This is a genomic window from Caulobacter segnis ATCC 21756 (assembly GCF_000092285.1).
Lineage (GTDB): Bacteria > Pseudomonadota > Alphaproteobacteria > Caulobacterales > Caulobacteraceae > Caulobacter > Caulobacter segnis.
This window is the reverse complement of record NC_014100.1, coordinates 1-25229: the sequence shown is the minus strand read 5'-3', so window position 1 is coordinate 25229 and position 25229 is coordinate 1. Positions and strand designations below refer to the sequence as shown.

Below are 25229 nucleotides of genomic sequence, written 5' to 3'. Positions count from 1 at the left end.
GGTCATCTAGCGGAGAGTACTCTTACCTGGGCGTGCTTTGCGCCGCATCGGCGTCATAGGCCTTGACGATCCGCTCGACGAGCGGGTGGCGCACGACGTCCGCCGAGGTGAAGCGCGAGACCGCGACGCCCTCGACCCCTTCCAGGATCGAGACGGCGTGGGCGAGCCCTGAGTCCCTCGGGTTCAGGAGGTCGACCTGGGTCGGGTCGCCGGTGACCACCATGCGCGCGCCTTCGCCCAGACGGGTCAGGACCATCTTCATCTGCAGGCGCGAGCAGTTCTGCGCCTCGTCGACGATGACGAAGGCGTGGCTCAGCGTGCGGCCGCGCATGAAGGCGATCGGGGCGACCTCGATCTCCAGCTTCTCGCGACGGCGGCGCAGCTGGTCGGCGCCCATGATGTCGGTCAGGGCCTCCCAGACCGGGGCCATGTAGGGATCGACCTTCTCGTTGAGGTCGCCCGGCAGGAAGCCCAGCTTCTCGCCGGCCTCGACGGCGGGGCGGGTGACGATCAGGCGGTCGACCTCGCCGCGCAGCAGCATGCCCGCCCCATGCGCGACGGCCAGGAAGGTCTTGCCGGTGCCGGCGGGGCCCAGGCCAAAGCTCAGCGGATGGCTGGCCATGGCCTCCATGTAGCGCGCCTGGCCCTTGGTCTTCGGCGAGACATTGCCCTTGCGCACCGCGCGGGGCGACGCCTGTCCGCCAGCCTGCTGGGCGACGCCCAGGGCGATGCGCACATCAGCCTCGACCACTTCCTCGCCGGCGTCAGCGCGCTGAGCCAGGGCCTCGAGCACCCGCTTGGCGCCGGTGCGCCCCCGCGCGTCGCCGGTGATGGTGACCCCGCCGCCCGGCGTCTCGATCAGCACCTTGAAGGCGTCCTCGATCAGGGCGGCGTGGCGGCCAGACGGACCGGAGACGGCGTGGACGGCGTCGTCGGACAGCGGCAGGAACTCAGGCGTACGGCTCAAGCGGTCTCCAGGACAGGTTCGAGCGCCCCGCCCAAGCTCATCTTGGCGGCGCTCTCGATACGAACGGGAACGATCTTCCCGATCAATTGTTCGCCGCCCTCGCAATGGACGGCCTGCAGATAGGGGCTGCGGCCAACGATCTGGCCGGCATGGCGGCCGGGCTTTTCGAACAGCACGGGCAACACCTTGCCGACCTGGGCGGCGTTGAACGCGCGCTGCTGCTCGTCCAGCAACTGGTTCAGGCGCTCCAGGCGCTCGGCCTTGACCTCTTCCTCGACCTGGCCCGGCATGGCCGAGGCCGGCGTGCCGGGGCGACGCGAATATTTGAACGAGAAGGCGGATGCGAAACCGACCTCCCGGACCAGGTCCAGGGTCTTCTCGAAATCGCCGTCGCGCTCGCCGGGGAAGCCGACGATGAAGTCACCGCTCATGGCGATGTCCGGCCGGGCGGCGCGGATGCGCTCGATCAGGCGGACATAGCTCTCGGCCGTGTGGTCGCGGTTCATGGCCTTGAGGATTCGATCACCGCCCGCCTGCACCGGCAGGTGCAGATAGGGCATCAGCTCCGGCAGCTCGCCGTGGGCCTCGATCAAATCATCGCCCATGTCGCGCGGGTGGCTGGTCGTGTAGCGGATGCGGTCCAGGCCATCGATCCTGGCCAGCTGGCGGACCAGCTTGGCCAGGGTCGAGCCGTCGCCGTCATAGGCGTTGACGTTCTGGCCCAGCAGGGTGACCTCGCGCACGCCCTGATCGGCCAGGCGCTTGGCCTCCTCGACGATGTCGTTCACCGGCCGCGACCACTCGCCGCCGCGGGTGTAGGGCACCACGCAGAAGGTGCAGAACTTGTCGCAGCCTTCCTGCACGGTGAGGAAGGCGGTGACGCCCGTGACGTGGCGCTCGGCCGGCAGGGCGTCGAACTTCTCGTCGGCGGCGAAGTCGGCGGCCAGGCGCTCGCCGGTCGCGCGGTGGGCGCGGGCGATCAGCTCGGGCAGCTGGTGGTAGGCCTGGGGCCCGACGACCAGATCGACCGCCTTCTGGCGATGCATGATCTCCTTGCCCTCGGCCTGGGCGACGCACCCGGCCACGGCGATGGTCATGCGACCGCCGGCCTCGGCCTTGCGGTCCTTCATCTGCTTGATGTAGCCGAGCTCGGAATAAACCTTCTCGGTGGCCTTCTCGCGGATGTGGCAGGTGTTCAGCACCACCAGGTCCGCGCCCTCGGGGTCATCGACGACGCCATAGCCCAGCGGGCGCAGGACGTCGGCCATGCGCTCGCTGTCATAGACGTTCATCTGACAGCCGTAGGTCTTGATAAAGAGGCGCTTTTGCGGGGTCTCGCTCATCCGGCGAGGTTATGGGGTCGAGAGGCCCGTTCCGCAAGGGCGGCGGGCGTCGCAGCCTACCCCTACTCCTCCAGCGGGACCCCGTAGAGCTCGAGCCGATGGTCCACCAGCTTGTAGCCGAGCTTTCGGGCGATGGCGTTCTGCAGGGCCTCGATCTCCTCGTCCACGAACTCGACGACCTTGCCGGTCTTCATGTCGATCAGGTGGTCGTGGTGGTGGGTCGGGGTCTCCTCGTAGCGCGAGCGACCGTCCCGGAAGTCGTGGCGCTCGATGATGCCGCTCTCCTCGAACAGGCGCACGGTGCGATAGACCGTGGCGATCGAGATATGCGGATCGATGGCGTGGGCGCGGCGGTGCAGCTCCTCGACATCGGGATGGTCCTCGGCCGACGACAGCACGCGCGCGATCACGCGGCGCTGGTCCGTCATGCGCATGCCCTTTTCGATGCAGGCCTTTTCGAGTCGATCCAAGGCGGGAGCCTCCGTCTGAGTCGCGGGCAAGATAGGCAATCAGCCCTTAAGTGTTAAGCGCCCGCCGCATGACCACCGCGTCCTTGGCGCCATCCGGGTGGGGATAATAGCCTTTCCTGACGCCAACCTTGGCGAAACGGCTCGCTTGATAGAGCGCGACCGCCGCGACGTTGTCGACCGCGACCTCTAGAAATAGCGCCTCGGCGCCCGTTTCGGCCGCGATCCCGGCGGCGACCTCGACCAGCGCCGCGCCCCAGCCCCGCCGACGCGCAGCGGGATCGACGGCGATGGTCAGGATCTCCGCCTCGCCGGCGATCGAGCGGCACAGGATGAACCCCTTGGCCTCAGCAGGGTCTCCCGCCTCGCCTAGAACGGCGAAGACGCCAGGCGACTTCAGGAGCTCTTCGAATTCGAGCGCCGTCCAGGGCCGGTCGAAGGCCTTGTCGTGCAGGTCGGCGAGATCGAACGAGGCCTCGGCCCCAGCGGGACGCAGGTTCATGACGACGCGACGTCCGGCAAGGTGGCGTAGGGCGCGCGCAGATAGAGCGGCCGGGGAGAATGGCTTGGCGCGGGCCGCGCGGCCGCCAGCCTGGCGACGGAGACGGGGTCCGGGGCGGCCAGCGTCAGCACCTCCGCGTCGCTCAGCGCGTCGCCCAGAAGGGGCGCGCCAGAGCCGACCAACGTGGCCCGGCCTCCGGAATAAAGCTCGGCCAGACGCGCGGTCGCTTCGCCCACGCCCAAGGCGTCAGGCGCCATCAGCGCCGCCCCGTCGGAAAAGACCTGGATGTAGACTTGGCCCATGCGCGCATCGAGCACCGCCGCGACGAACCCTTCGACGCCAAAGGCCAGCGCCTCCAGCGTGGTGACGCCCACGCACGGGATGGACAATGCGGTCGCCAGGCCCTTGGCGAAGGCCAGGCCCACCCGCAGGCCGGTGAACGAACCCGGGCCGACGGTGACGCCGATCCGGTCGAGGTCCGCGAAAGCGATCCCCGCTTCCGCGGCGGCTTCGCGGGCGATGATCCCGATCCGCTCCTGATGGCCGCGCGTCATGGGCTCGCTGCGCGAAGCCAGGACGCGCTCGCCGTCGATCACGGCGACCGAACTGGCGCCGAGGCAGGTGTCGATGGAAAGGATCATGGATCAGGCCGCGCCGACCGCGGCGCCTTCGGCCGGTCGCCAGACCAGGGCGTTGAGCTGGCCCTTGGCCTTCAGCACGGCCTCGGGCGGCACGCCGCCCTTGGTCCAGCCAGGAACGCCGAAGACATAGGAGACGGTGGCGGCCTCGGGTCGAACGCAGATCACCTGATTGATCTCGCGGCCCTGACCGGCGCGACACTGATCGACCGTGAAGCCAAGGTCGGCCCACTTGGCCAGCAGTTGCTCGCCCTTGGGGCCGCGGATATCGCCGCCGGACGCCGCGACATAGGCGATGGCGCCCTCGTCGGTCTTGCCGATCTCCAGCAGCGGCGTGTTGTCCTGTTCGACATTGATGATCGGCTGGGGCGGCCCCTCGCCGAAGTGCAGGAAGGCCTGCTCGACCTTCGCCTTAGGGAAAAGCGCCTTCAGCGTCGGAAGGTCGAAGGCCGTCGCGCCGCTGATCGGGCCCACGCCGTCCTTGCCGACCGTCAGCGGGCCGCCGGCATAGGGGGCGACGGCGACCGCCACCGGCGCCTTGGCGTCCGGCTCGGCGCCCTTGGCGGCCTCGTCCTTCTTGGCCGGCCCGCAGGCGGCCAGCAGTACGAACGGCAGAGCGAGAAGAATGCGGCGTAGGGTCATGGCGCCCTTTTAACGCGCGAGCGCCCCCGCCGTCACGTCGCCTGTCGGCGAACTGGCGGCGGAGGCGTTCAGGCCCCTACAGGATCTTCGCCGCCGCCTCGAAGTCGAGACGCGGATTGCGCGGGAACAGACCCTCGTCGGTGCCGTATCCGATCGAGACGATGAAGTTGCTCTTGATGTTCGTGCCCGCGAAAAACGCGGCGTCGACGGCGGCGTTGTCGAAGCCCGACATCGGGCCGGTGTCCAGGCCCAGGGCCCGCGCGGCCAGGATGAAATAGCCGCCCTGCAGCGAGCTGTTACGGAAAGCGGTGGCTTCGCGGCCCGCCGCATCGCCGAACCAGTCCTTGGCGCCCGGGGCGTGTGGGAACAGGGTGTCGAGGGTTTCCGGGAAATCCAGGTCATAGCCGATGATCACGGTCGCTGGCGCCTGGAGGATCTTCTTGCCGTTGGAGCCGGAGGACAGGGCCGCCAGCTTGGCTTTCGCCTCGGGGCTGGTCACGAACACGAACCGCGCCGGCGTGGAGTTCACGGCCGTGGGGCCAAACTTCGTCAGATCATACAGCTCGCGCAGCAGGCTTTCGGGAAGCGGATCCGTCTTCCAGCCATTGCGCGTGCGGGCGTCGGTGAACAGTTGGGCGAGCGCGGGCGTGTCGAGCTTGGCCATCAGCGATCCTCAAGAAGATTATTTGCAACTTCTATAGTTACAATATGGTCTTCCGAACCGCCGCGCAAGCGGCCGATTAGCCCAGGGTCTGCTCGACCCGGGTCACTTCTGGCACATAGTGCTTGAGCATGTTCTCGACGCCCGCCTTCAGCGTGGCCGACGAGGACGGGCAGCCCGAGCAGGCGCCGCGCATGTGCAGCCAGACGACGCCCGTCTGAGGCTCGAAGCGCGAGAAGACGATGTCGCCGCCGTCCTGGGCCACGGCCGGACGGATACGGGTGTCCAGCAGCTCCTTGATTTCGGCGACGATCTGCGAGGCCTCTTCATCATAGACGCCGTCCTCGTCGTGACCACCGCCCGGCTCGGCGTCCAGCAGCAGCGGCCGGCCGCTGGTGAAGTGGTCCATGATGGCCGCCAGGATCGGCGCCTTCAGGTGCGGCCACTGGGCGGCCTCGCCCTTGGTCACGGTCAGGAAGTCCGGTCCGAAGAACACCCGCGTGACGTCGCCGAGGTCGAACAGCGCCTTGGCCAACGGCGAAGCCTCGCCCTCCTCGGCCGTACGGAACTCGCGCGCGCCCTCCACCAGGACCTCGCGGCCGGGCAGGAACTTCAGCACCTCGGGATTGGGCGTGGTTTCGGTCTGGATGAACATCGCCTTCAGATGGACCTCGCGGCCTCGCGACGCAAGACCAGGGCGCCGCCAACAAAGAAAGTGACACCGGCGTCATTTTCTGGCGTGATACGCGGAACGATGATCTTCGGGAGGATCAGATGAGCGACGGTTCGGTGGACCTGAAGGAGGCCGCGCGCGCGCAAGCCTATGCGACGCCGCTGGAAGACATCCACGTGGCCAATCCGGCCCTGTTCCAGGCCGACGCCATGTGGCCCTATTTCGAGCGCCTGCGAAAAGAGGCGCCCGTCCACTATTCCCAGGGCGACGAGGAGACCGGCCCCTACTGGTCGATCACCCGCTATAACGACATCATGACGGTGGACACGACCCACCAGGTCTTCTCGTCCGACGCCCATCTGGGCGGCATCACCATCCGGAACTTCGACGAGGACTTCGTCCTGCCGATGTTCATCGCCATGGACCCGCCCAAGCACGACATCCAGCGCAAGACGGTCAGCCCGATCGTCTCGCCGCAGAACCTGGGGCGGCTGGAAGGCATCATCCGCGAGCGCGTCCAGCGGATCCTGGACGATCTGCCGGTGGGCGAGCCGTTCGACTGGGTCGACAAGGTCTCGATCGAGCTGACCACCCAGATGCTGGCCACGCTGTTCGACTTCCCCTGGGAAGAGCGCCGCAAGCTGACCCGCTGGTCCGACGTCGCCACCGCCTCTCCGGAAAGCGGCATCGTCGAGAGCGAGGACGCCCGCCGCGCCGAACTGCTGGAGTGCCTGGGCTATTTCACCAATCTCTGGAACGAGCGGGTCAACCAGACCGAGCCGGGCAGCGACCTGATCTCGATGCTGGCCCACGGCGAAGCCACCCGCGACATGCCGCCGATGGAGTATCTGGGCAATGTCATCCTGCTGATCGTCGGCGGCAACGACACGACCCGCAACTCGATCACCGGCGGCCTCTACGCCCTCTCCAAGAACCCGCAGGAAGAAGCCAAGCTGCGCGCCGATCCCAGCCTGATCCCGAACATGGTCTCGGAGATCATCCGCTGGCAGACGCCCCTGGCCCACATGCGCCGCACGGCGCTGGAGGACTACGAGCTCTCGGGCCAGACCATCAAGAAGGGCGACAAGGTCGTCATGTGGTACGTGTCGGGCAACCGCGACGACACCGTGATCGAGGACGCCGACAAGTTCATCATCGACCGGCCCAGCGCCCGCCGACACCTGTCGTTCGGCTTCGGCATCCACCGCTGCGTCGGTAATCGCCTGGCCGAGATGCAGCTGCGCATCGTCTGGGAGGAGATCCTCCAGCGCTTCCCCCGGATCGAGGTCCTGGAGGAGCCGAGGCGCGTCTACTCGACCTTCGTGAAGGGCTACGAGCGGATGATGGTGCGGATCCCGGAGCGGGTCTGAGCCCCTCTCCCCTTGCGGGAGAGGGTGGCCCGCGCAGCGGGTCGGGCGAGGGGTTGACGATAGAGGCCGCCGCGACTGGCTTGCCGCCGTCGCGGCGGTTATCGTTTGGACGACCCCTCATCCGGCCCTTCGGGCCACCTTCTCCCACAAGGGGAGAAGGGACCTCTGAACCCTAAGCCCCCCAGAAGCCGACCAGCTTCTTGACCTCGGCCAGGGTCGGGGCGGCGGTCTCGCGAGCCTTTTCCGCGCCCTTGGCCAGGATCGCGTCGAGCACCGCCGGATCGCCCAGCAGGCCGCGCATCTTCTCGCCGACCGGCGCCAGCTTCTCGACCGCCAGCTCGGCCAGGGCCGGCTTGAAGGTCCCAAAGCCCTTGCCGGCGTAGTCAGCCAGCACCTCGGCCTTCGACTGGCCCGACAGGGCCGCGAAGATGCCCACGAGGTTGTCGGCCTCGGCGCGGCCGGCCAGTTCCTCGATCGTTTCCGGCAGCGGCTCCGGATCGGTGCGGGCCTTGCGGACCTTGGCGGCGATGTCGTCGGCCGTGTCGGTCAGGTTGATGCGCGAATAATCCGACGGATCGGACTTGCTCATCTTGGCCGAGCCGTCCCGCAGGCTCATGACCCGCGCCCCCGGCCCCTGGATCAGCGGCTCGGGCTGCGGGAAGAACCCCTGCACCCCGAAGTCGTGGTTGAACTTCTGGGCGATGTCGCGGGTCAGCTCCAGGTGCTGCTTCTGGTCCTCGCCCACCGGCACGTGGGTGGCCTTGTAGACCAGGATGTCGGCGGCCTGCAGCACCGGGTAGGTGTAGAGGCCCACCGAGCTGCGCTCCTTGTGCTTGCCGCTCTTCTCCTTGAACTGGGTCATCCGGTCCAGCCAGCCCAGGCGGGCCACGCATTGGAAGATCCAGGCCAGCTCGGCGTGCTCGCGCACCGCCGACTGCGGGAAGATCGTCGCCTTGTCGGGGTCCAGGCCCGAGGCGATGTAGGCCGCGGCGATCTCCCGGGTCTGCTGGGCCAGGGCGTCCGGCTCCTGCCACACGGTGATCGCGTGCAGGTCGGCCACGAAGATGAAGGTGTCGATCTCGTGCTGCAGGCGGGCGAACTTCACCAGCGCGCCGAGATAGTTGCCCAGATGCAGGGCGCCGGAGGGCTGGACGCCCGAAAGCACGCGGGCGGGACCCGTATAGGTGACGGGAGCTTGGTCGGTCATGGCTCTAAGCCTTGCTGTCGAATGCGAGAAGAATGGCGGGCGCGCAGGGACGCGAACCACGCAAAAGCGCGGGGATCAGGGTCAGTTGGAGCCGCGCCATCGCGGCGCGAGGAGACCGATCGGAGCCATGGCCCGCTGGTTAGCGCCCTCGCCCGCATGGATCAAGCCTTGCCCCGCCGCAGCACCGCCTTCAGCTCGGCCGGCTTGACCCCGCCGAACATGAACAGCAGCGGCGGATAGACCGCGACGCCGGCCAGACAGGTCAGGGCCAGGGCGAACTCCTTGGCCCCGATCGCGTGGCCGGTCAGCCCCATGGCGCGCAGCGGCGCCTCGATCAGGTCGCGATAGTGCGAGGCCGCGGCCATCAGCGCGCCCATGCCCAGGCTCGCCAGCAGAATGCGCGAGAGCCGCGACCAGGTCTGGGCCGACGGGCCGTACTCGCCGTTGCGGCCCAGAACGACCGCCATCTGGGCGACGTTCAGCCAGGACGCGATGGCCGTGGCGGCGGCGATGCCCTTCACGCCGATCATCTTGAAGAGGACGACGCCGAAGATGATGTTCACCGCCACCGAGACGAGGGCGAAGCGCATCGGGCTCTTGGTGTCGCCGCGCGCGAAGAAGGCCCGTGAATAGAGCTGCTGAAGCACGAAGGCTGGAGTACCTAGGCCATAGAAGAACAGCGCCGCCGCCGTCTGGCTGGCGTCGAAGGCCGTGAACTGGCCGCGGGTGTAGAGACCGTCCGACAGGAAGCCGGGCATGGCGACCAGGGCGGCGGCCGCCGGCAGGGTCAGGGCCATGGCCAGGGTGATGCCCTGGTCCATCGCGCTCTGGGCGTCCTCGCGGTCGCCCGAGTTCACGGCGCGCGACAGACGCGGCAGCAGAGCGACGCCGATGGCCACGCCCACCAGGCCCAGCGGCAGCTGATAGAGGCGATCGGCCGTCGCCAGCCAGGTCCGGCCGCCGGGAACATGGCTGGCCAGGTTGCCGGAGATGAAGATGTTGACCTGGGTGGCGCTGGCCGCCAGGGCGCCCGGGATGGCCTTGCCGATCAGCTCGCGCACCTCCGGCGTCAGGCGCGGCAGCCGCCAGTGGACCTTGGCCCCCGACTTGTTGACGCCCCAGACCAGCAGCGCCGCCTGGGCGACGCCCGCCACCACGACGCCGATGGAGCCCCACTGGGCCGCGCCGACGGCCGTCGTCTGCGGCAGGATGAAAGCCAGGGTGGCGATGTTCAGCAGGATCGGCGCGCCGGCCGACAGGATGAAGCGGTCGCGGGCGTTCAGCACGCCCGACAGGTGCGCCACGATCGCCATGCATGGCAGGTAGGGCATGGTGATCTGGGTCAGCAGCACCGCCAGCTTGTACTTCTCGGTGCCCCAGCCGAAGCCCGGGCTGATCAGCATCATCAGCCAGGGCATGGCCAGCTGGCAGACGACGGTGATGATGATGGTGGAGGCCGCCAGGGTCGCCATGGCGTCGGCGGCCAGGATGTCAGCCTTCTCCTCGCCGTCGCGCTGCAGCGACTTGGCGTAGGCCGGAACGAAGGCGGCCGCGAAGGCCCCCTCGGCGAAGAAGCGGCGGAACAGGTTCGGAAACGCCAGGGCGGCGTTGTAGGCGTCGGCCGCCGGCGTGGCGCTGGCGCCCATGCGGAACGAGACCGCCAGATCGCGCGCGAAACCCATGAACCGGCTGACCAGGGTCAGGCCCGAATAGATCGCCGAAGACTTCAGCAGGCCGCCCTTCTTGGGGGGCTGAGGCTGTTCGGCGGAGGCGGGCGCGGCGGTGTCGGTCACGAGCGGCTTCTGGGCGTTTGGCGGAGAGGCGTCAAGGGCGCGCGCCCTCGTCTGCGATTGACCCGGCGACCGATCCTCCCTTTGATGGCGCGCCGCTAAACTGAAGGTTTGAAACTCGATGCGTCGCCTTGCTCTCGCCGCCGCCATGCTCGCCAGCCTGACCCTCGCGGGCTGCAACAAGGCCTCCGCTCCCACCGCGATGGCCGACGACATGAGCCTGGGGAACAAGGACGCCAAGATCACGGTCGTCGAGTACGCCTCGGTCGGCTGCCCGGTCTGCGCGGCCTGGCAGAAGGAGGTCTATCCGGCCTTCAAGGCCAAATATATCGACACGGGCAAGGTGCGTTACGTCTTCCGCGAGATGCTGGTCGGCGGCGGCTCGGAGGTGACGGTGGCCTCGGCCGGTTTCCTGCTGGCCCGCTGCGCCGGCAAGGAGAAGTACTTCCCCGTCGTCGACGCGGTGTTCGCCAGCCAACCGGGCGTGTTCGACACCCCTCGCGAAACCCTGCTCGAGATCGCCAAGTCGTCGGGCATGAGCGAGGACCAGTTCACTCAGTGCGTGACCGACGAAGCCCAGATCAAGGCGCTGAACGCGCGGGTCGAGCGCAACGCCAGCGAGAATGACGTCACCGCCACGCCGACCTTCGAGATCAACGGCCGCAAGATGGAGCCGGGCTATCATTCGCTGGCCGAGATCGACGCGGCCATCGACGCGGCCGGCAAGTAGCCGCCGCGCCTACCGGGCCACGCTGGCGCGGGCGCGTCGCAGGCCCGGCCGGGCGGCTGGCGCGCCGGCCTCGTTTTGCTCCAGCGCGTCCAGCAGGTCGGCCTTCAGCGCGTTGATCCTCCGGGTCTCGGTGATCTTCTCGCCCTGCGCCGTCTGGACGTAGAAGGCGTCGACCGCCCGCTCGCCATAGCCGTCGATGTGGGCCGACTGGATCGACAGACCGCTGTCGGCCAGGCTCTTGGCCAGGGCGTGCAGCAAGCCGGGGCGATCGCGACCCGACGCCTCGACCACGGTCGCGTCATCCGAGGCGTCATTGTCGACGGTCACGCTGGGCGCGATCGCGAAAGCCGCCGCGCGAGCCTGCTCGGCGCCGCGACGCGGCTCCACGACGAGAGGCTCGCCCTTGCCCGCCGCCTCCAGGGCGTCGGCGAGGCGGCGCAAGGCGCGAGGGTTCTCGCAGCCGAGCGGAGCGCCCGTCACGTCCTGGACGTAGAAGACGTCCAACGCCTGGCCCTGGCGCGAGGTGAAGACCCGCGCGCCGACCACGTTGCCGCCCAGCGACGAGATGGTCAGGGCCAGATCGGCGAACAGGCCCTGGCGGTCCTTGGCGGCCACCACGATCTCGGCCGCGTTCTGGCCGGAGCGCACCCGCCCCTCGGCCGCCGCGCCGCCCTGGGCCGCCGCCCGACGCGCGAGGACGGCATGCTCGAGCAGGTCCTCCTGCGAAAAGGCGCTGAAATAGGCGTTCTCCATCGCCGCGACCCAACGACCGGCGTCGGGGTCGGCCTCAAGCAGCGCCGCGCGCGCGGTTTCAGCGGCGGCCTCCTGGTGGCGCTGGACATTGGCGGCGGCGTCGCTGCCGCGACCGCCCCGGAACACCGCCTCGGTGGCGTTGTAGAGCTCGCGCAGCAGCTGGCCCTTCCAGCCGTTCCAGACGCCCGGGCCCACGGCGCGGATATCGGCGACGGTGATGACCAGCAGCAGACGCAGGCGCTCGGGATTCTCGACGATGCGCGCGAAGGCCGCGACGGTGCCGGGATCGGAGACATCGCGCTTCTGGGCGAAATCGCTCATCACGAGGTGGTTCTCGACCAGCCAGGCGACCAGCTCGACCTTGGTGCGCTCGACGCCCAAGCGCTCGCAGGCGCTGCGGGCCGAGCGCGCGCCGGCCTTCTCCTGGCCGCCGACGCCGCCCTTGCCGGTGTCGTGCAGCAGCATGGCCAGGAACAGGGCCTCGCGGTCCTCGATCAGCGGCATGATCGAGACGGCCAGGGGATGGTCGTCCGCCAGGCGTCCGGCGGCGATGTCGCCGATGACGCCGACGGCGCGCAGGGTGTGCTCGTCCACCGTGTACGAGTGGTACATGTTGAACTGCATCTGGGCGACGACGCGGCCGAACTCCGGGATGAACCGGCCCAGCACGCCAGCGTCGTTCATCAAGGTCAGGGTGCGATAGCTGCGCTTGCCGCGCGCCAGCAGGTCCAGGAACGCCCGGCAGGCCTCGGGATCACGGCGGACCTTGGACGTGATCAGCGACAGGCTCCGCGTCACCGCCGTGAAAGCGTCGGGATGCAGGTCGAGATCGCGCTCGTCGGCGATCTTGAACAGGCGGATCAGGTTGACCGGATCGGCCTCGAAGATCTCCGGCCCCTCGATGTTGAGGCGGCCGTTGTCCTCGAAGAAGCCCTTGACCTCCAGCGCCTTGCGCTTGGGCTTGCCGCCCGTCAGGAAGCGGGAGATGCCCTTGGGCTCGTGCTTGAAATGCTCGGCTTCCAGCTTGGCCGAGAAGGCGCGGGTGAGGGCCCCGACCTCCTTGGCGATCAGGAAATAGCGGCGCATGAACCGCTCGACGGCCGGCGCATCGCCCCGGTCGCCGTAGCCCATGCGGCGCGCGATCTCCGGCTGCAGGTCGAAGGTGAGGCGCTCCTCGGGCCGGCCCGTCGTGAAGTGCAGATGGGCCCGCACCGCGTGCAGGAAGTCGAAGGCGCGGATGAAGGCCTTGGTCTCGCGGGTCGAGAACACCTCCAGCTTGAAGACGTCCTCGGGACGGTCGACCGGATGCAGGTACTCGGCGATCCACATCAGGGTGTGGAGGTCGCGCAGGCCCCCCTTCCCTTCCTTGACGTTGGGCTCGACCATGTAGCGGCTGGCGCCGGCGCGAGCCTGGCGGTCGTCGCGCTCCTTCAGCTTGGCGGCGACGAACTGGGCGCCGGTGCCCTTCATCACCTCGTCGCGGAAGCGGCGCTTGAGGTCGTCGGCCAGTCGCTCGTCGCCGGTCAGGCGGCGGGCCTCCAGGATCGAGGTGCGGATCGTGAAGTCTTCCTTCGACAGCCGCACGCACTCCTCGATCGTCCGCGAGGCGTGGCCGACCTTGAAGCCCAGATCCCACAGCGCATAGAGCATGTACTCGATCACGCTCTCGGCGTGCGGCGTCTGCTTGTAGGGCCGCAGGAACAGGAGATCGATGTCGCTGAACGGCGCCAGGGTGGCGCGGCCGTAGCCGCCCACCGCCAGCAGGCACAGGCGCTCGCCCTCGGTCGGGTTGCGGGCCCGGAAGACGTGGACCGTCGTGAAATCGTAGAGGGCGGTGATCACCTCGTCGGTGACGCCGCTGAGCAGGCGGGCGGTCTCGACGCCGCTGGCGCCGTTCTCCAACCGCTCCTTAGCGATCATCCGGCCGCGAAACAGGGCCTGCTTGAGAATCTCGATGGCGCGGGCCCGCTGCTCGGCCTCGTTGCCGATCGAGTCGAGGGCGGCGGCCGAGAGGCGCGCCCGCAGGGCGTGACCGTCGACGACGTGTTCCAGGCGGGTGGGGCGAAGGCGACGGGGCATGTTGACTATATGGGTACCACAGCGTGACAGCGAAAAGTGGAAGCCGGTTTTAGCGACCGTCACGCTGCCACTAAGTACTCTAGGTCTTCAGCAGACCCTTAAGACGATAGAGCGCCTCCAGGGCCTCGCGCGGGCTCATGCCGTCAACGTCGAGATCCTCCAGCGTGGTCTCGACGGCGCTGGGCGCCGCCTTGGCGGGCGCCTGGACCACGGCTTGGCTCATGGCGAACAGCGGCAGGTCGTCCAGCTTGGCCGGCGACTGGTCCTTGGTCTCCAGGCGATCCAGCACCTCGCGGGCGCGGGCCACGACCGGCATGGGCACGCCGGCCAGCTTGGCGACCTGCACGCCATAGGAGCGATCGGCCGGACCTGACACCGCTTCGTGCAGGAAGACGAGGTCGCCGTTCCATTCCTTGGCGCGCAGGGAGAGGTTCGAGACGAAGCTCATCCGCTCCTCCAGCGTCGCCAGCTCGTGATAGTGCGTGGCGAACAGGGCGCGGCAGCGGTTGACGTCGTGCAAGGCCTCGGCGCAGGCCCAGGCGATGGCCAGGCCGTCATAGGTCGCCGTGCCCCGGCCGATCTCGTCCAGGATCACCAGGCTGCGCGGTCCGGCTTGCGTGAGGATGGCGGCGGTCTCGACCATCTCCATCATGAAGGTCGAGCGGCCGCGCGCCAGGTCGTCGCCGGCGCCGACGCGGCTGAACAGGCGATCGACCACGCCCAGCCGGAAACTGGCGGCCGGCACGTAGCAGCCCGACTGCGCCAGGATCGCCAGCAGGGCGTTCTGGCGCAGGAAGGTCGACTTACCGGCCATGTTCGGACCGGTGACGATCGACAGGCGCGGCCCGCCCTCGCCCGAGGCGTCCAGGCAGCAGTCGTTGGGGGTGTAGGGCTCGCCGGCCCGCTTCACCGCGGCCTCGACCACCGGGTGGCGGGCGCCCTTGGCGTCGAAGGCGTAAGAGGCGTCCACGATCGGGCGCACCGCCCCGGCGTCCTCGGCCCATTCGGCCAGGGCGGAGGCGACGTCGATCCGCGCCAGGGCCTCGGCGGCGATCTGGATGGCGTCGGCCAGCAGGCGGGCCTGCTCGCGCCAGTCCTCGAAGGCGGCGACCTCCATGGCCAGCGCCCGCTCGGCGGCCTGCGCGATACGGGCGTCGAGATCGGCCAGCTCCACGGTGGTGAAGCGCACCTGGTTGGCCAGGGTCTGGCGGTGGATGAAGGTGGCGTTCAGCGGCGGCTGGAACAGGGGATCGGCCTTGCCAGCGGTGGCCTCGACGAAATAGCCGAGCACGCCGTTGTGGCGGATCTTAAGCGGCACGCCGCTCTCGGCCGTCAGCTGGGCCTCCATGGCGACGATCACCTTCCGGCTGTCGTCGCGCAGGGTGCGGGCCTGGTCGAGCTCGGGCCGCACGCCGGCGGCCACAAAGCCGCCGTCGCGGGCCAGGGCCGGCAGGTCGGGGCCGAGGCCCTGCTCCAGCGTGTTGAGGAACTGAGAGAGACCTTCGTGCAGAGCCGGGGTCAGGGCCTTGAAGGCGTGCTCCAGCTCGAAAGGCGGCGGCGACAGCGGGTCGGGCGAGCCGCCCGCCATGCCGGCCAGCCGCTCCCCGACCTTCAGGGTGTCGCGGATGCAGCCGAGGTCGCGCGGGCCGCCTCGGCCCAGGGCGAGACGCGACAGGCCTCGGGCCATGTCGCCGGCCCCCTTCAGGACCTCGCGCAGGCGCTGGCGCAGCTGGCGGTGCTCGACGAACCATTCCACCGCGTCCAGGCGCTGGTCGATGGCGGCGACGTCCAGCAACGGACGGGCCAGCCGAGAGGCCAGCATCCGCGCCCCGCCCGCGGTCACCGTGCGGTCGATGACGGCCAGCAGCGAGCCGTTGCGGTCGCCGGTCTGGGTGCGGTCGATCTCCAGGCTGCCGCGCGTGGCCGGATCGATGGCCATCACATCCGCATCAGCGGCGCGGCGCGGCGCGCGGAGCGCGGGCAGCTTGCCGGCCTGGGTCATCTCCAGGTGGGCGGCGATCAGGCCCAGGGCGCCGATCTCGGCCGGCGACAGCCCGCCGAAGCCGTCCAGGGTCTCGACGCCGTAGAGGCGCTTCACGCGCGCCTCGGAGGCCTGCGGCTCGGAGAGCGCCGAGGGCATGGGCTGCACCAGGCCCCCGCAGATTTTCAGGGTCTGGGAGAGGGCGTCGTCCGACAGCAGCCGATCGGCGACCAGGGTCTCGGACGGCGCCAGGGCCGCCAGGATCGGCGCGACGGCTTCCTTGGTCAGGGCGAAGACCTCGACCTCGCCGGTCGACAGCTCGACCGAGGCCACCGCCGCCTGCCCCGCCCGGATGGCGACGGCGGCCAGACGGTTGGCGCCGCGAGCGTCCAGCAGGCCGTCCTCGGTCAGGGTGCCGGGCGTCACCACGCGAACGATGTCGCGGCGGACGACGGACTTCGAACCGCGCTTCTTGGCCTCGGCGGGGTCTTCCATCTGCTCGCAGACGGCGACCTTGAAGCCCAGGCGGATCAGCTTGGAGAGATAGGCCTCGGCCGCGTGCTGCGGCACGCCCGCCATCGGGATCGGCTGGCCGTTGTGCGTGCCCCGGAACGTCTGGCTGATGCCGAGCGCGGCGGCCGCCTTGTAGGCGTCGTCGAAGAACAGCTCGTAGAAGTCGCCCATGCGGAAGAAGATCAGCGCATCGGGCTGGCGCGCCTTCATCTCGAAGAACTGCTGCATCACCGGCGTCGCGCCGGTGGGGTCGAGCGTGGCGGCTGAGGGCGTCGTGTGGGCGTTCATCGCCCCGGAAACTATAGAGCGTCGCGACTCTCGTTAAGAGGCGGCGTTAAGGTTTTCCGGGGACGGAACGCCCAAAAATCGGGGACGCCGACGGGAGAGGTTAATTCCCGGTGACCTCTTCCCAGAAGCGCTTGGCCTTGCCGACGAAGTTGGCGGACTTGGGGTTCTGCTTCTCGCCGCACAGGCCGGCCAGCTCCTTGAGCAGCTCCTTCTGGCGGGCGGAGAGGTGGGTTGGGGTTTCCACGAACAGCTCGACCACCAGGTCGCCGCGCTGACGGCTGCGCAGGGACGGCATGCCGCGCCCTTTCAGGCGGACGGTCTTGCCGGTCTGGGCGCCCTCGGGCACCGTGACCTTGACCTTGCAATTGCCGTCGCAGTTCTCGCCGCCCAGCAGGCAGGGGGCGTCGATGTCGCCGCCGAGCGCCGCCGTGGTCATCGGCACCGGCACGGTGCAGAGCAGGTCGAGGCCATCGCGTTCGAACAGCTCGTGCGGCGTCACCGACAGGAAGATGTAGAGGTCGCCGCGCGGACCGCCGCGCGCGCCCGCGTCGCCCTCGCCCGCCAGACGGATCCGGGCGCCGTCGTCGACGCCGGCCGGGATGCGGACCGACAGGACGCGCTCGCGGCGCACCTGCCCGTGGCCGTTGCAGTTCGCGCAGGGATCAAGCACCAGACGGCCCGAGCCGCCGCAGCGCGGGCAGCCGCGCTCGACGGCGAAGAAGCCCTGGGTGGCGCGGACGCGGCCGGCGCCGCCGCAGGTGCCGCAGACGGTGGGGCTGGTGCCCGGCTTGGCGCCCGAGCCCTCGCAGACCTCGCAGGTCATGGCGGCGGGGACGGTGATCTCGACCTCGGCGCCCGCATAGGCCTGCTCGAGGCTGATCTCCAGGTCGTAGCGCAGGTCCTGGCCGCGCTGGGGACCGTTCGACTGGCGACGGCCGCCGCCGAACATCTCGCCGAAAACGTCGCCAAAGACGTCGTTGAAGATGTCGCTGGCGTCGAAGCCCTGGCCGCCGAACCCGCCCGGTCCGCCCTGCGGACCGTTGACGCCGGCATGGCCGAAGCGATCGTAGGCCGCGCGCTTCTGGGGATCCGAGAGGACCGAATAGGCTTCGTTGATTTCCTTGAACCGCCCGGTCGCGTTCTCGCAACCGCCGTTGCGGTCGGGGTGGTGTTCCATCGCCAGTTTGCGGAACGCGGACTTCAGACCTGCCTCGTCGACAGTCCGGGTCACGCCGAGAATTTCGTAATAGTCGCGCATCGTCAGCGTCTGGCGCCCAAAAGGCCCACGAAAGTGGCGTTGATGAAGGAAGAGGTGGGATGACCCGCGGCCCGGCGCAAGGCGCTCGTGGCTCCCGAGACAGAAGGTCGCGGCCGCGGAACGATCCTTTGGCGAATGTTCCGCGGCGCGCGCATGGCTAGCTTTAAGCCGCCGGCTTGTTGTCGTCGACTTCCTCGAACTCGGCGTCGACGACGCCGTCGTCCGCGGCCGGGGACTCACCGCCCTCGGCCGAGCCTTGCTGGGCGGCGTACATGGCCTCGCCCAGCTTCATCGAGGCCTGGATCAGAGCCTGGGTCTTGGCCTGGATGGCCTCGACGTCCTCGCCTTCCAGGGCCGACTTCAGATCGGCGACACCCGTCTCGATGGCCGACTTTTCCGCCGCGCCGACCTTGTCGCCGTGCTCGGCCAGGGCCTTCTCGGTCGAGTGCAGGATCGCCTCGCCCTGGTTCTTGGCCTCGACCAGCTGCTTCTTCTTCTCGTCCGCCGCCTTGTTGGCCTCGGCTTCCTTGACCATGCGCTCGATGTCGCTGTCCGAGAGGCCGCCGTTGGCCTGGATGCGGATCGAGTGCTCCTTGTTGGTCGCCTTGTCCTTGGCGTGAACCTGGACGATGCCGTTGGCGTCGATGTCGAAGGTGACCTCGATCTGCGGCACGCCACGCGGCGCCGGCGGGATGCCGACCAGGTCGAACTGACCCAGCATCTTGTTGTCGGCCGCCATCGGGCGCTCGCCCTGGAAGACCCGGATCGTCACGGCCGACTGGTTGTCGTCCGCGGTCGAGAAGGTCTGCGAGCGCTTGGTCGGGATCGTGGTGTTGCGTTCGATCAGCGGGGTGAACACACCGCCCAGGGTCTCGATGCCCAGGGTCAGCGGGGTCACGTCCAGCAGCAGCACGTCCTTGACGTCGCCTTGCAGCACGCCAGCCTGGACGGCCGCGCCCAGCGCCACGACTTCATCGGGGTTCACGCCCTTGTGGGGCTCGCGACCGAAGAAGTCCTGCACCGCCTGCTGGACCTTGGGCATGCGGCTCATGCCGCCGACCAGGATCACTTCGTCGATGTCGCTCTTCTTCAGGCCGGCGTCCTTGAGGGCCTGTTCGCACGGACCGATGGTGCGGGCGATCAGGTCGTCGACCAGGGCTTCCAGCTTGGCGCGCGACAGCTTGATGTTCAGGTGCAGCGGGCCCGACGCGTTCATGCTGATGAACGGCAGGTTCACTTCGTACTGGGCCGTGCTCGACAGCTCCTTCTTGGCCTTTTCGGCCTCTTCACGAAGGCGCTGAAGGGCCAGCTTGTCCTTGCGCAGGTCGACGCCCTGCTCCTTCTTGAACTCGTCGGCCAGGTAGTCGACGATCCGAAGGTCGAAGTCTTCACCGCCCAGGAAGGTGTCGCCGTTGGTCGACTTCACCTCAAAGACGCCGTCGCCGATTTCCAGGATCGACACGTCGAAGGTGCCGCCGCCCAGGTCATAGACGGCGATCTTCTTGTTGTTGTCCTTGTCCAGGCCGTAGGCCAGGGGGCCGCGGCGGTCGGCTCGTTGATGATCCGCAGGACTTCCAGGCCGGCGATCTTGCCGGCGTCCTTGGTCGCCTGACGCTGGGCGTCGTTGAAGTAGGCCGGAACCGTGATGACCGCCTTGGTCACCGGTTCGCCCAGATGGGCTTCGGCGGCTTCCTTCATCTTCTGCAGGATGAAGGCCGAAACTTCCTGCGGGCTGTAGTCCTTGCCGTGGGCCTTGACCCAGGCGTCGCCGGTCGGGCCCTTGACGATCTCGTAGGGCACCATGCCCTTGTCCTTCTCGACCACCGGATCGCTGGCCGAGCGGCCGATCAGGCGCTTGATCGCGAACAGCGTGTTGGTCGGGTTGGTCACGGCCTGACGCTTGGCGGGCTGGCCGACAAGGCGCTCGCCGTCTTCCATGAAGGCCACGACCGACGGGGTGGTGCGAGCGCCCTCGGCGTTCTCGATCACCTTGGGGTTCTTGCCGTCCATGATGGCGACGCACGAGTTCGTGGTGCCAAGGTCGATGCCGATAATCTTGCTCATCTTCGTACCTGTCGCTCCTTTAGGCGGACGGCGGTGACAAGGGCCTTCTCGGAAGCGCCCCGGTTTTTCTCGTACCGTCCCCGTGGTTCGCACTCTCTCGGGTTTACGTTCCACATCCTGCCCGGCCGACGAAAGCCGAACGGGCAGAATGCGTTGTGCGAAGTTGACGAGCCCGTCAACCCCGCTTCGAAGCCGGATATGGGGGATAGGGGCCGGGGTGCAAGACCATAACCCCATGGGGCGAGGGGGAATCTGGTCCCCAGGCCCATAAAAATGGCCGCGCCCGGAGAGCGCGGCCATGGAAAGTCTTGAACTTATAGGCGCTTACCGCGCTGGCCCGCCTTGGAGCCTGTCCTAACGCGCTCTGGCGACCCAGGCCGTGATCGCCGGCAGGCGATCCTGGCGAATTTTGGCGCGGTTGAGCACCGAAGCGGCGGACTTCTCCGCCTCCTTGCGCGAGCCCTCGGCCAGGTTGGCGGCGGCGTAGGCCTTGATCTTGTCGGCCATGGTCGGGTTCGACGAGGCCGAGCCCAGGCCCGGGATGAAACGGGTGCGCGAGCTGGTGTCGACCTTGGCGTTGACGGCGTCCTTGTTGGCCACGGCCCAGTCGAAGGTCATGTCCGGGAAATTGCCGGCGACGCGCGAGATCATGGTGCTGGACATCGTCTCGCCCGGCTCCGGCGTCAGGGCCAGCTCCAGCGCCTTCTTGGCCAGCGCCTCGTCCTCGCTGGACGCCAGCAGCGAGTAGAGCTGGGCCTTGATCAGCGGGGTTTTCTCGGCCTGGGCCTGGGCGTGGATGGCGTCCCAGGTGGCGGCGTCGGCGCCCTTGGCCACGACGCCCAGGATCGTCCGGCGCAACGGGCCCGGAATGGCGCTCGGGTCGGTCTTGTCCGCCTTGAAGCGGCGGATGGCCTCGGCCACCACGTCCGGATCGCCCAGGCCGCCCAGGGTCCCGATCAGGTTGGCGCGCAGGATGGCGATGTTGTCCGGCTCGCCGCTCTTGGCGGTCCAGCCGACCTTGGCCAGCAGCGGACGCAGCTTGGCGATCGCGAGCTTGCGGAACGCGGCCCGCTCTCGGTCGGCATGCCTTCGTAGTACGCGTCGATCGTCGAGTAGACGCCGGCGATCTTGGACAGCACCTGCGGATCGGCGTCATCCGGCGTGGCCTTGGCCAGATCCAGGAAGTCCGTGGCGGGCTGATAGCCGGCCAGGCCCATCGACCAGGCGTCGCTCATCACGCCCAGCTGGTCGATCGCCGGCAGCTTGGCGAAGGCGCCGGCCAGGGCGGCGAAGCGCTCGGGGCCGTACTGGACGCGGAAATAGCCGCTCTGGCCGGCGTTGACGACGACAGGTCCGCAGCCCTCGACGCTCACCGAGCCCTTGCCGTCCGCCACCAGGGTTTTGGCTTCGCCTCCGCCCAGGGCCTTCACCGTCACCGGCGTCCGCCAGACCAGCGGCTTCTTGTTCGGCATGTCCTTGCTGAACTCGCCCTGGGTCAGGGCCAGCGTGGTTTTGCCGGCGGCGCAGGTGGCGCTGTCGACCGTGATCAGCGGCACGCCCGGCTGCAGGGTGAAGTCGTGGGCGATGGCGGTGATCGGCTTCTTGGCCGCCGCCTCCACGGCCTGCCACAGGTCGTCGCTGACCGTGTTGCCGTGGGCGTGCTTCTTCATGTAGGCGCGCACGCCGTCGCGCCAGGCGTCATGGCCCACATAGCTTTCCAGCATGCGGATGACGGCCTCGCCCTTCTGGTAGGTGATGCCGTCGAAGGCCTGGCTGGCCTGCTCGACCGTCTCGACGTGCTGGACCACCGGGTGGGTGGTCGACAGAGCGTCCAGGCTCATGGCGTATTCCCGGCCGCCGACCGCGGCGAGCGCCGAGTTCCATTCGGGGTGGAAGTGCTCGGTCGCCCGGCCTTCCATCCACGAGGCGAAGCCCTCGTTCAGCCAGAGATCGTCCCACCAGGCCATGGTGACCAGGTCGCCGAACCACTGGTGGGCCATTTCGTGGGCGACGGTCGTGAAGACGTTCTGCTTGTCCGTCTCGGTCGAGATCTTCGGATCCAGCAGCATCGCGTATTCGAAGTAGAAGATCGCGCCCCAGTTCTCCATGGCGCTGAAGAACTGGCTACGGCCAGGGGCGGCGATGTTGTCCATCACCGGCAGGGGATAGGGCGTGCCGAAATAGTCGTTGTACCAGGGCAGGATGTCCGCCGCCGACTTCAGAGCGAACTCCGCCTTCGGCGTGTCGCCCTTCTTGGTGACCACGCCGACGTCGACGCCGGCCGCCTTGACCGAGGCGCGGTCGAACTCGCCCAGGCCGAAGAACAGCAGGTAGGTCGACATCTTCGGCGAGGTCGCGAACGTCACGACGGTCTTGCCGCCGCCGATATCCTTGGACGAGGCGATCGGCATGTTGGAGAGCGCCATCTGGCCGGTCGGGATGGTCGCCTCGACGCTGTAGGTCGCCTTGTAGAACGGCTCGTCCCACGACGGGATGAAACGGCGGGCGTCGGAGTTCTCGAACTGGGTGTAGATCGCGCGCTTCTTGCCGGCCTCGGTCTCGTAGTCGAGGGCGAACAGGCCGGCGGCCTGGGTGTAGATCTTGCCAGCGTAATCGATCGACAGGACGTACTTGCCCTTGGGCAGCGGCTTGTCGAACGTGAAGCTGGCGGTCTGAGCCTCTTCGTCCGCCTTCACCTTGGCGACCCCGATCTTTTCCCCCTTGGGGCCGGCGATCTCGGCCTTGTCGAAGGTCAGGTCCGCGGCCTGCAGGGTCACGGTGGCGGTCGGCTCGACCACTTCGATGGAAATCTTCACGCGGGCCTTGAAGCTCAGCTTGTCGGCGTCGGGCGTGAAGGCCAGATCATAGTGCGTGGGCCGGACGTTTCGCGGCAGCTGGGTCGTGACGGTGGCGAAGGTCGCCCCCTTCGAGCCGGCGGTCGGGGCCGTCGCGGTGGCGGCGGAAGCGCCCCCCGCGGCCAAAAGGATCACGGCAGCGGCCGTAGAGGACAAGAGACGACGCATGTTGGCTTCCAGACTGGAAAAATTATCCGGCCCCCTCAGCCGGCGGCGCAAACCAACACCTTCCACCTTCGCCTCGCGCGTTAATAATCCGTAATGTTGCAGTCGCTGTCTGTCGTTCCGGGTTTCGACCTCTGGCCCGGCGTTTTGGACGTCGAGACCCAGAAGGCTCTGGTCGCGTCGATCCTGGAGGCGGCCCAGACCGCGCCCTTCGCGCAGTACGAAACGCCACAGGGCAAGGCGATGAGCGCGGCCATGACGGCGTTGGGGCCGCTGGGCTGGATCAGCGATCGGAGCGGCTATCGCTATACGGATCGCCATCCGGGCACGGAGCAGCCCTGGCCGCCGATGCCGCAGGTCCTGCTCGGGCTCTGGGCGCGGTTGGCGGATCCTGAGACGCCGCCGGACTCGTGCCTGGTCAACCTCTATCGCGGCGAGGCTCGCATGGGCCTGCACCAGGATCGCGACGAGGTCGATCCCAGCTTTCCGGTTCTGTCGATCTCGTTGGGCGACACCGCGGTGTTCCGGATCGGCGGGACGCATCGCAAGGATCCGACGCGGAGCCTGCGGCTGAGCTCGGGCGACGTCTGCCGCCTGTCGGGTCCCGCGCGGTTGGCCTTCCACGGCGTCGACCGCATCCTGCCCGGCTCGTCCAGCCTGGTCCCGGGCGGCGGCCGGATCAACCTGACCCTGCGACGGGCGCGCTGACGCCAAGAAAAAGGGCCGCCCCTTCCGGAGCGGCCTTTCCTTGATCTGCGTCCGGAAACCGGCGCGCCGGTCCGTCGAGATCAGCCGCGCAGCTTGCGCGTGATGGTCTCGAGGTCCTGGTTCAGGGCGCTGTCCTCGGCCCGCAGGGCCTCGATGCGGCGCACGGCGTGCAGGACCGTCGTGTGGTCGCGACCGCCGAAGCGGCGGCCGATGTCCGGCAGCGAGCGGGTGGTCAACTGCTTGGCCAGCCACATGGCGGCCTGGCGCGGACGGGCCACGGCCCGGTTACGGCGCTCGCTGAGCAGGTCGGCCTGCTTCATGCCGTAGTGCTCGGACGTGGCCTTCTGGATGTCGTCGATGGTGATGCGCTTCTCGCCCGACCGCAGGTGCGGGCGCAGAATGGCTTGAACCTCTTCCAGGGTCATGCGCGACAGCCCTTCCCCGGCGCGAGCCGACAGGGTGTTCAGGGCGCCTTCCAGCTCACGGACGCTGTCGGTGAAGCGGTCGGCGAGGAATTGCAGCACGTCCGGACGCATGGTCGGCTCGAAGCCGTGGGCGGCCGACAGGGTCTGGATCTTGCGCTCCAGGATGCCCAGGCGCAGCGAACGGTCGGCCGGCTCGAGGCCGCAGACCAGGCCCGCCGACAGGTGCGAGCGCAGGTGGGCGTCCATTTCGGTCATGGCCGACGGCGGACGGTCGGCCGAGAACACGACGCGACGACCTTCCTCGACCAGCGCGGTCAGGGTGTGGAACAGCTCTTCCTGGGTCGACTGCTTGCCGGCGATGAAGTGCACGTCGTCGATGATCAGGAGGTCGGCGGCGCGCAGCTCTTCCTTGAAGGCCGCCGTCTGGCGATCCATCACGGCGCGAACGAAGGTCGACAGGAAGCGCTCGGCGGTCAGATAGACCACGCGCTTTTCCGGCGCGTTGCGCATGGCTTCCCAGGCCAGGGCGTTCAGCAGGTGCGTCTTGCCGAAGCCGTAGGGGCCGTGGAACAGCACGGGGTTGAAGTGGCCGTCCGCCCAGTTGGCGATCCGGCGCGCCACGGCGTGGGCGAACTCGTTGGCCGGACCCGGAACGAAGGTCTCGAAGGTGAAGCGCTCTTGCAGGCCCTGGGTGCGGGGCGACTTGGCGCTGGTCGGGGCCACGGCGGGAGCGTCGGTCGACACCGGCAGCACGATCTCGATCGGCTCGGCGGCGGTGGCGGGCTTGGCGGAGGCTTCGACATAGACGCCGGCCAGGGCTTCGAACTCCAGGCGCGACTTCAGGTCGATGCGGCGGCCGGTCGGGTCGTTGGCCGCCCACAGCTCGCCGATGCGGCGCCAAGCGCTGCGGCGGATCCAGTCGCGGGCGATGCCCGTCGGGGTCACCAGGACGATGTCGCCAGAGGCGGCCTCACGCAGAATGGCGGGCGCGATCCACGACCCGAAAGCCGCATCGCCCAGCTCGCGCTTCAACGCCACGCAAACCTTAGACCAGACGGCCGTCGCAGGCTCGCAAGCCGCCGCGATCGCCGCGGAGAAGTCCTGGCTGGCCACCCCACCCTTCATCGTCATTCGTCCACCGCCTCGTAAA

At 68.6% G+C, this 25229-nt stretch carries 18 protein-coding genes and 2 pseudogenes; 3 read left to right on the top strand and 17 right to left on the bottom strand.

Annotated elements, in window-relative coordinates:
- Positions 1-22 precede the first annotated feature (22 nt).
- The 8 genes from CSEG_RS00100 to CSEG_RS00065 all read right to left on the bottom strand — a co-directional run bounded on the left by CSEG_RS00100 (position 23) and on the right by CSEG_RS00065 (position 5875).
- Positions 23-967 carry a PhoH family protein gene (locus CSEG_RS00100; RefSeq protein WP_013077226.1) on the bottom strand — a complete coding sequence of 315 codons (945 nt, stop codon included), beginning with the start codon at positions 965-967 and terminating at the stop codon, positions 23-25.
- Positions 964-2310 (bottom strand): tRNA (N6-isopentenyl adenosine(37)-C2)-methylthiotransferase MiaB, encoded by a 1347-nt coding sequence (gene miaB, locus CSEG_RS00095; RefSeq protein WP_013077225.1) that lies wholly within the window; start codon positions 2308-2310, stop codon positions 964-966. The genes CSEG_RS00100 and miaB overlap by 4 nt, the downstream gene beginning before the upstream one ends.
- Before the next feature lie 62 nt (positions 2311-2372).
- On the bottom strand, positions 2373-2780 hold the full coding sequence (locus tag CSEG_RS00090) for a Fur family transcriptional regulator (protein WP_013077224.1): 408 nt from the start codon (positions 2778-2780) through the stop codon (positions 2373-2375).
- Positions 2781-2826: 46 nt separating this feature from the next.
- The gene (locus CSEG_RS00085; RefSeq protein WP_013077223.1) at positions 2827-3279 is read right to left on the bottom strand and encodes a GNAT family N-acetyltransferase; all 453 of its coding nucleotides are present in this window, start codon (positions 3277-3279) and stop codon (positions 2827-2829) included.
- Positions 3276-3920: a tRNA (adenosine(37)-N6)-threonylcarbamoyltransferase complex dimerization subunit type 1 TsaB gene (gene tsaB, locus CSEG_RS00080; RefSeq protein WP_013077222.1), complete on the bottom strand. Its 645-nt coding sequence runs from the start codon at positions 3918-3920 to the stop codon at positions 3276-3278. The genes CSEG_RS00085 and tsaB overlap by 4 nt, the downstream gene beginning before the upstream one ends.
- A 3-nt stretch (positions 3921-3923) precedes the next feature.
- Positions 3924-4559, bottom strand: coding sequence for a DUF1131 family protein (locus CSEG_RS00075; RefSeq protein ID WP_013077221.1), 636 nt, complete (start codon positions 4557-4559; stop codon positions 3924-3926).
- A 76-nt stretch (positions 4560-4635) separates the two neighbouring features.
- Positions 4636-5223: a malonic semialdehyde reductase gene (locus tag CSEG_RS00070; RefSeq protein ID WP_013077220.1), complete on the bottom strand. Its 588-nt coding sequence runs from the start codon at positions 5221-5223 to the stop codon at positions 4636-4638.
- Between the two features lie 76 nt (positions 5224-5299).
- Positions 5300-5875, bottom strand: a complete 576-nt coding sequence (locus tag CSEG_RS00065; protein ID WP_013077219.1) for a NifU family protein — start codon at positions 5873-5875, stop codon at positions 5300-5302.
- 119 nt (positions 5876-5994) lie between these two features.
- Here CSEG_RS00065 and CSEG_RS00060 point away from each other — a divergent pair, with 119 nt between their 5' ends.
- Positions 5995-7263 carry a cytochrome P450 gene (locus CSEG_RS00060; RefSeq protein ID WP_013077218.1) on the top strand — a complete coding sequence of 423 codons (1269 nt, stop codon included), beginning with the start codon at positions 5995-5997 and terminating at the stop codon, positions 7261-7263.
- 172 nt (positions 7264-7435) lie between these two features.
- On the opposite strand, the gene trpS is transcribed toward CSEG_RS00060, so the two are convergent.
- The 3 genes from trpS to murJ all read right to left on the bottom strand — a co-directional run bounded on the left by trpS (position 7436) and on the right by murJ (position 10263).
- Positions 7436-8470, bottom strand: coding sequence for a tryptophan--tRNA ligase (gene trpS / locus CSEG_RS00055; protein ID WP_013077217.1), 1035 nt, complete (start codon positions 8468-8470; stop codon positions 7436-7438).
- A gap of 81 nt (positions 8471-8551) precedes the next feature.
- Positions 8552-8599, bottom strand: a complete 48-nt coding sequence (locus CSEG_RS22955; RefSeq protein WP_193852715.1) for a hypothetical protein — start codon at positions 8597-8599, stop codon at positions 8552-8554.
- A 32-nt stretch (positions 8600-8631) separates the two neighbouring features.
- Positions 8632-10263: a murein biosynthesis integral membrane protein MurJ gene (gene murJ / locus CSEG_RS00050; RefSeq protein ID WP_013077216.1), complete on the bottom strand. Its 1632-nt coding sequence runs from the start codon at positions 10261-10263 to the stop codon at positions 8632-8634.
- Positions 10264-10381: 118 nt separating this feature from the next.
- Here murJ and CSEG_RS00045 point away from each other — a divergent pair, with 118 nt between their 5' ends.
- A complete protein-coding gene (locus tag CSEG_RS00045) occupies positions 10382-10990 on the top strand; it encodes a thioredoxin domain-containing protein (RefSeq protein WP_013077215.1) in 609 nt (202 codons plus the stop codon).
- A gap of 9 nt (positions 10991-10999) precedes the next feature.
- On the opposite strand, the gene CSEG_RS00040 is transcribed toward CSEG_RS00045, so the two are convergent.
- From CSEG_RS00040 to CSEG_RS00020, 5 genes and pseudogenes are all read right to left on the bottom strand, one after another.
- Entirely contained in the window at positions 11000-13822 is a 2823-nt protein-coding gene (locus tag CSEG_RS00040) for a [protein-PII] uridylyltransferase (RefSeq protein WP_013077214.1), read from the bottom strand.
- A 79-nt stretch (positions 13823-13901) separates the two neighbouring features.
- Positions 13902-16604 carry a DNA mismatch repair protein MutS gene (gene mutS / locus CSEG_RS00035; protein ID WP_013077213.1) on the bottom strand — a complete coding sequence of 901 codons (2703 nt, stop codon included), beginning with the start codon at positions 16602-16604 and terminating at the stop codon, positions 13902-13904.
- A 100-nt stretch (positions 16605-16704) separates the two neighbouring features.
- Positions 16705-17862: a molecular chaperone DnaJ gene (gene dnaJ / locus CSEG_RS00030; RefSeq protein WP_013077212.1), complete on the bottom strand. Its 1158-nt coding sequence runs from the start codon at positions 17860-17862 to the stop codon at positions 16705-16707.
- Between the two features lie 163 nt (positions 17863-18025).
- Positions 18026-19926: pseudogene (gene dnaK, locus CSEG_RS00025) on the bottom strand (molecular chaperone DnaK).
- Between the two features lie 354 nt (positions 19927-20280).
- Positions 20281-22949, bottom strand: a pseudogene (locus tag CSEG_RS00020) (M1 family aminopeptidase).
- A gap of 93 nt (positions 22950-23042) precedes the next feature.
- Between CSEG_RS00020 and CSEG_RS00015 the strand changes: the two are divergent.
- Complete coding sequence (locus tag CSEG_RS00015) at positions 23043-23654, top strand: alpha-ketoglutarate-dependent dioxygenase AlkB (protein ID WP_013077211.1); 612 nt, start codon at positions 23043-23045, stop codon at positions 23652-23654.
- 80 nt (positions 23655-23734) lie between these two features.
- On the opposite strand, the gene dnaA is transcribed toward CSEG_RS00015, so the two are convergent.
- Entirely contained in the window at positions 23735-25210 is a 1476-nt protein-coding gene (gene dnaA, locus CSEG_RS00010; RefSeq protein WP_013077210.1) for a chromosomal replication initiator protein DnaA, read from the bottom strand.
- Between the last annotated feature and the right edge of the window lie 19 nt (positions 25211-25229).

Excerpts from the sequence above, each read along its gene's own strand:
- miaB (WP_013077225.1), bottom strand. The coding sequence starts at position 2,310 with ATGAGCGAGACCCCGCAAAAGCGCCTCTTTATCAAGACCTACGGCTGT.
- tsaB (WP_013077222.1), bottom strand. The coding sequence starts at position 3,920 with ATGATCCTTTCCATCGACACCTGCCTCGGCGCCAGTTCGGTCGCCGTG.
- CSEG_RS00015 (WP_013077211.1), top strand. The coding sequence starts at position 23,043 with ATGTTGCAGTCGCTGTCTGTCGTTCCGGGTTTCGACCTCTGGCCCGGC.
- dnaJ (WP_013077212.1), bottom strand. The coding sequence starts at position 17,862 with ATGCGCGACTATTACGAAATTCTCGGCGTGACCCGGACTGTCGACGAG.
- CSEG_RS00075 (WP_013077221.1), bottom strand. The coding sequence starts at position 4,559 with ATGACCCTACGCCGCATTCTTCTCGCTCTGCCGTTCGTACTGCTGGCC.
- trpS (WP_013077217.1), bottom strand. The coding sequence starts at position 8,470 with ATGACCGACCAAGCTCCCGTCACCTATACGGGTCCCGCCCGCGTGCTT.
- CSEG_RS00070 (WP_013077220.1), bottom strand. The coding sequence starts at position 5,223 with ATGGCCAAGCTCGACACGCCCGCGCTCGCCCAACTGTTCACCGACGCC.
- CSEG_RS00065 (WP_013077219.1), bottom strand. The coding sequence starts at position 5,875 with ATGTTCATCCAGACCGAAACCACGCCCAATCCCGAGGTGCTGAAGTTC.
- CSEG_RS00045 (WP_013077215.1), top strand. The coding sequence starts at position 10,382 with ATGCGTCGCCTTGCTCTCGCCGCCGCCATGCTCGCCAGCCTGACCCTC.
- mutS (WP_013077213.1), bottom strand. The coding sequence starts at position 16,604 with ATGAACGCCCACACGACGCCCTCAGCCGCCACGCTCGACCCCACCGGC.
- CSEG_RS00040 (WP_013077214.1), bottom strand. The coding sequence starts at position 13,822 with ATGCCCCGTCGCCTTCGCCCCACCCGCCTGGAACACGTCGTCGACGGT.
- CSEG_RS00085 (WP_013077223.1), bottom strand. The coding sequence starts at position 3,279 with ATGAACCTGCGTCCCGCTGGGGCCGAGGCCTCGTTCGATCTCGCCGAC.
- dnaA (WP_013077210.1), bottom strand. The coding sequence starts at position 25,210 with ATGACGATGAAGGGTGGGGTGGCCAGCCAGGACTTCTCCGCGGCGATC.
- CSEG_RS00060 (WP_013077218.1), top strand. The coding sequence starts at position 5,995 with ATGAGCGACGGTTCGGTGGACCTGAAGGAGGCCGCGCGCGCGCAAGCC.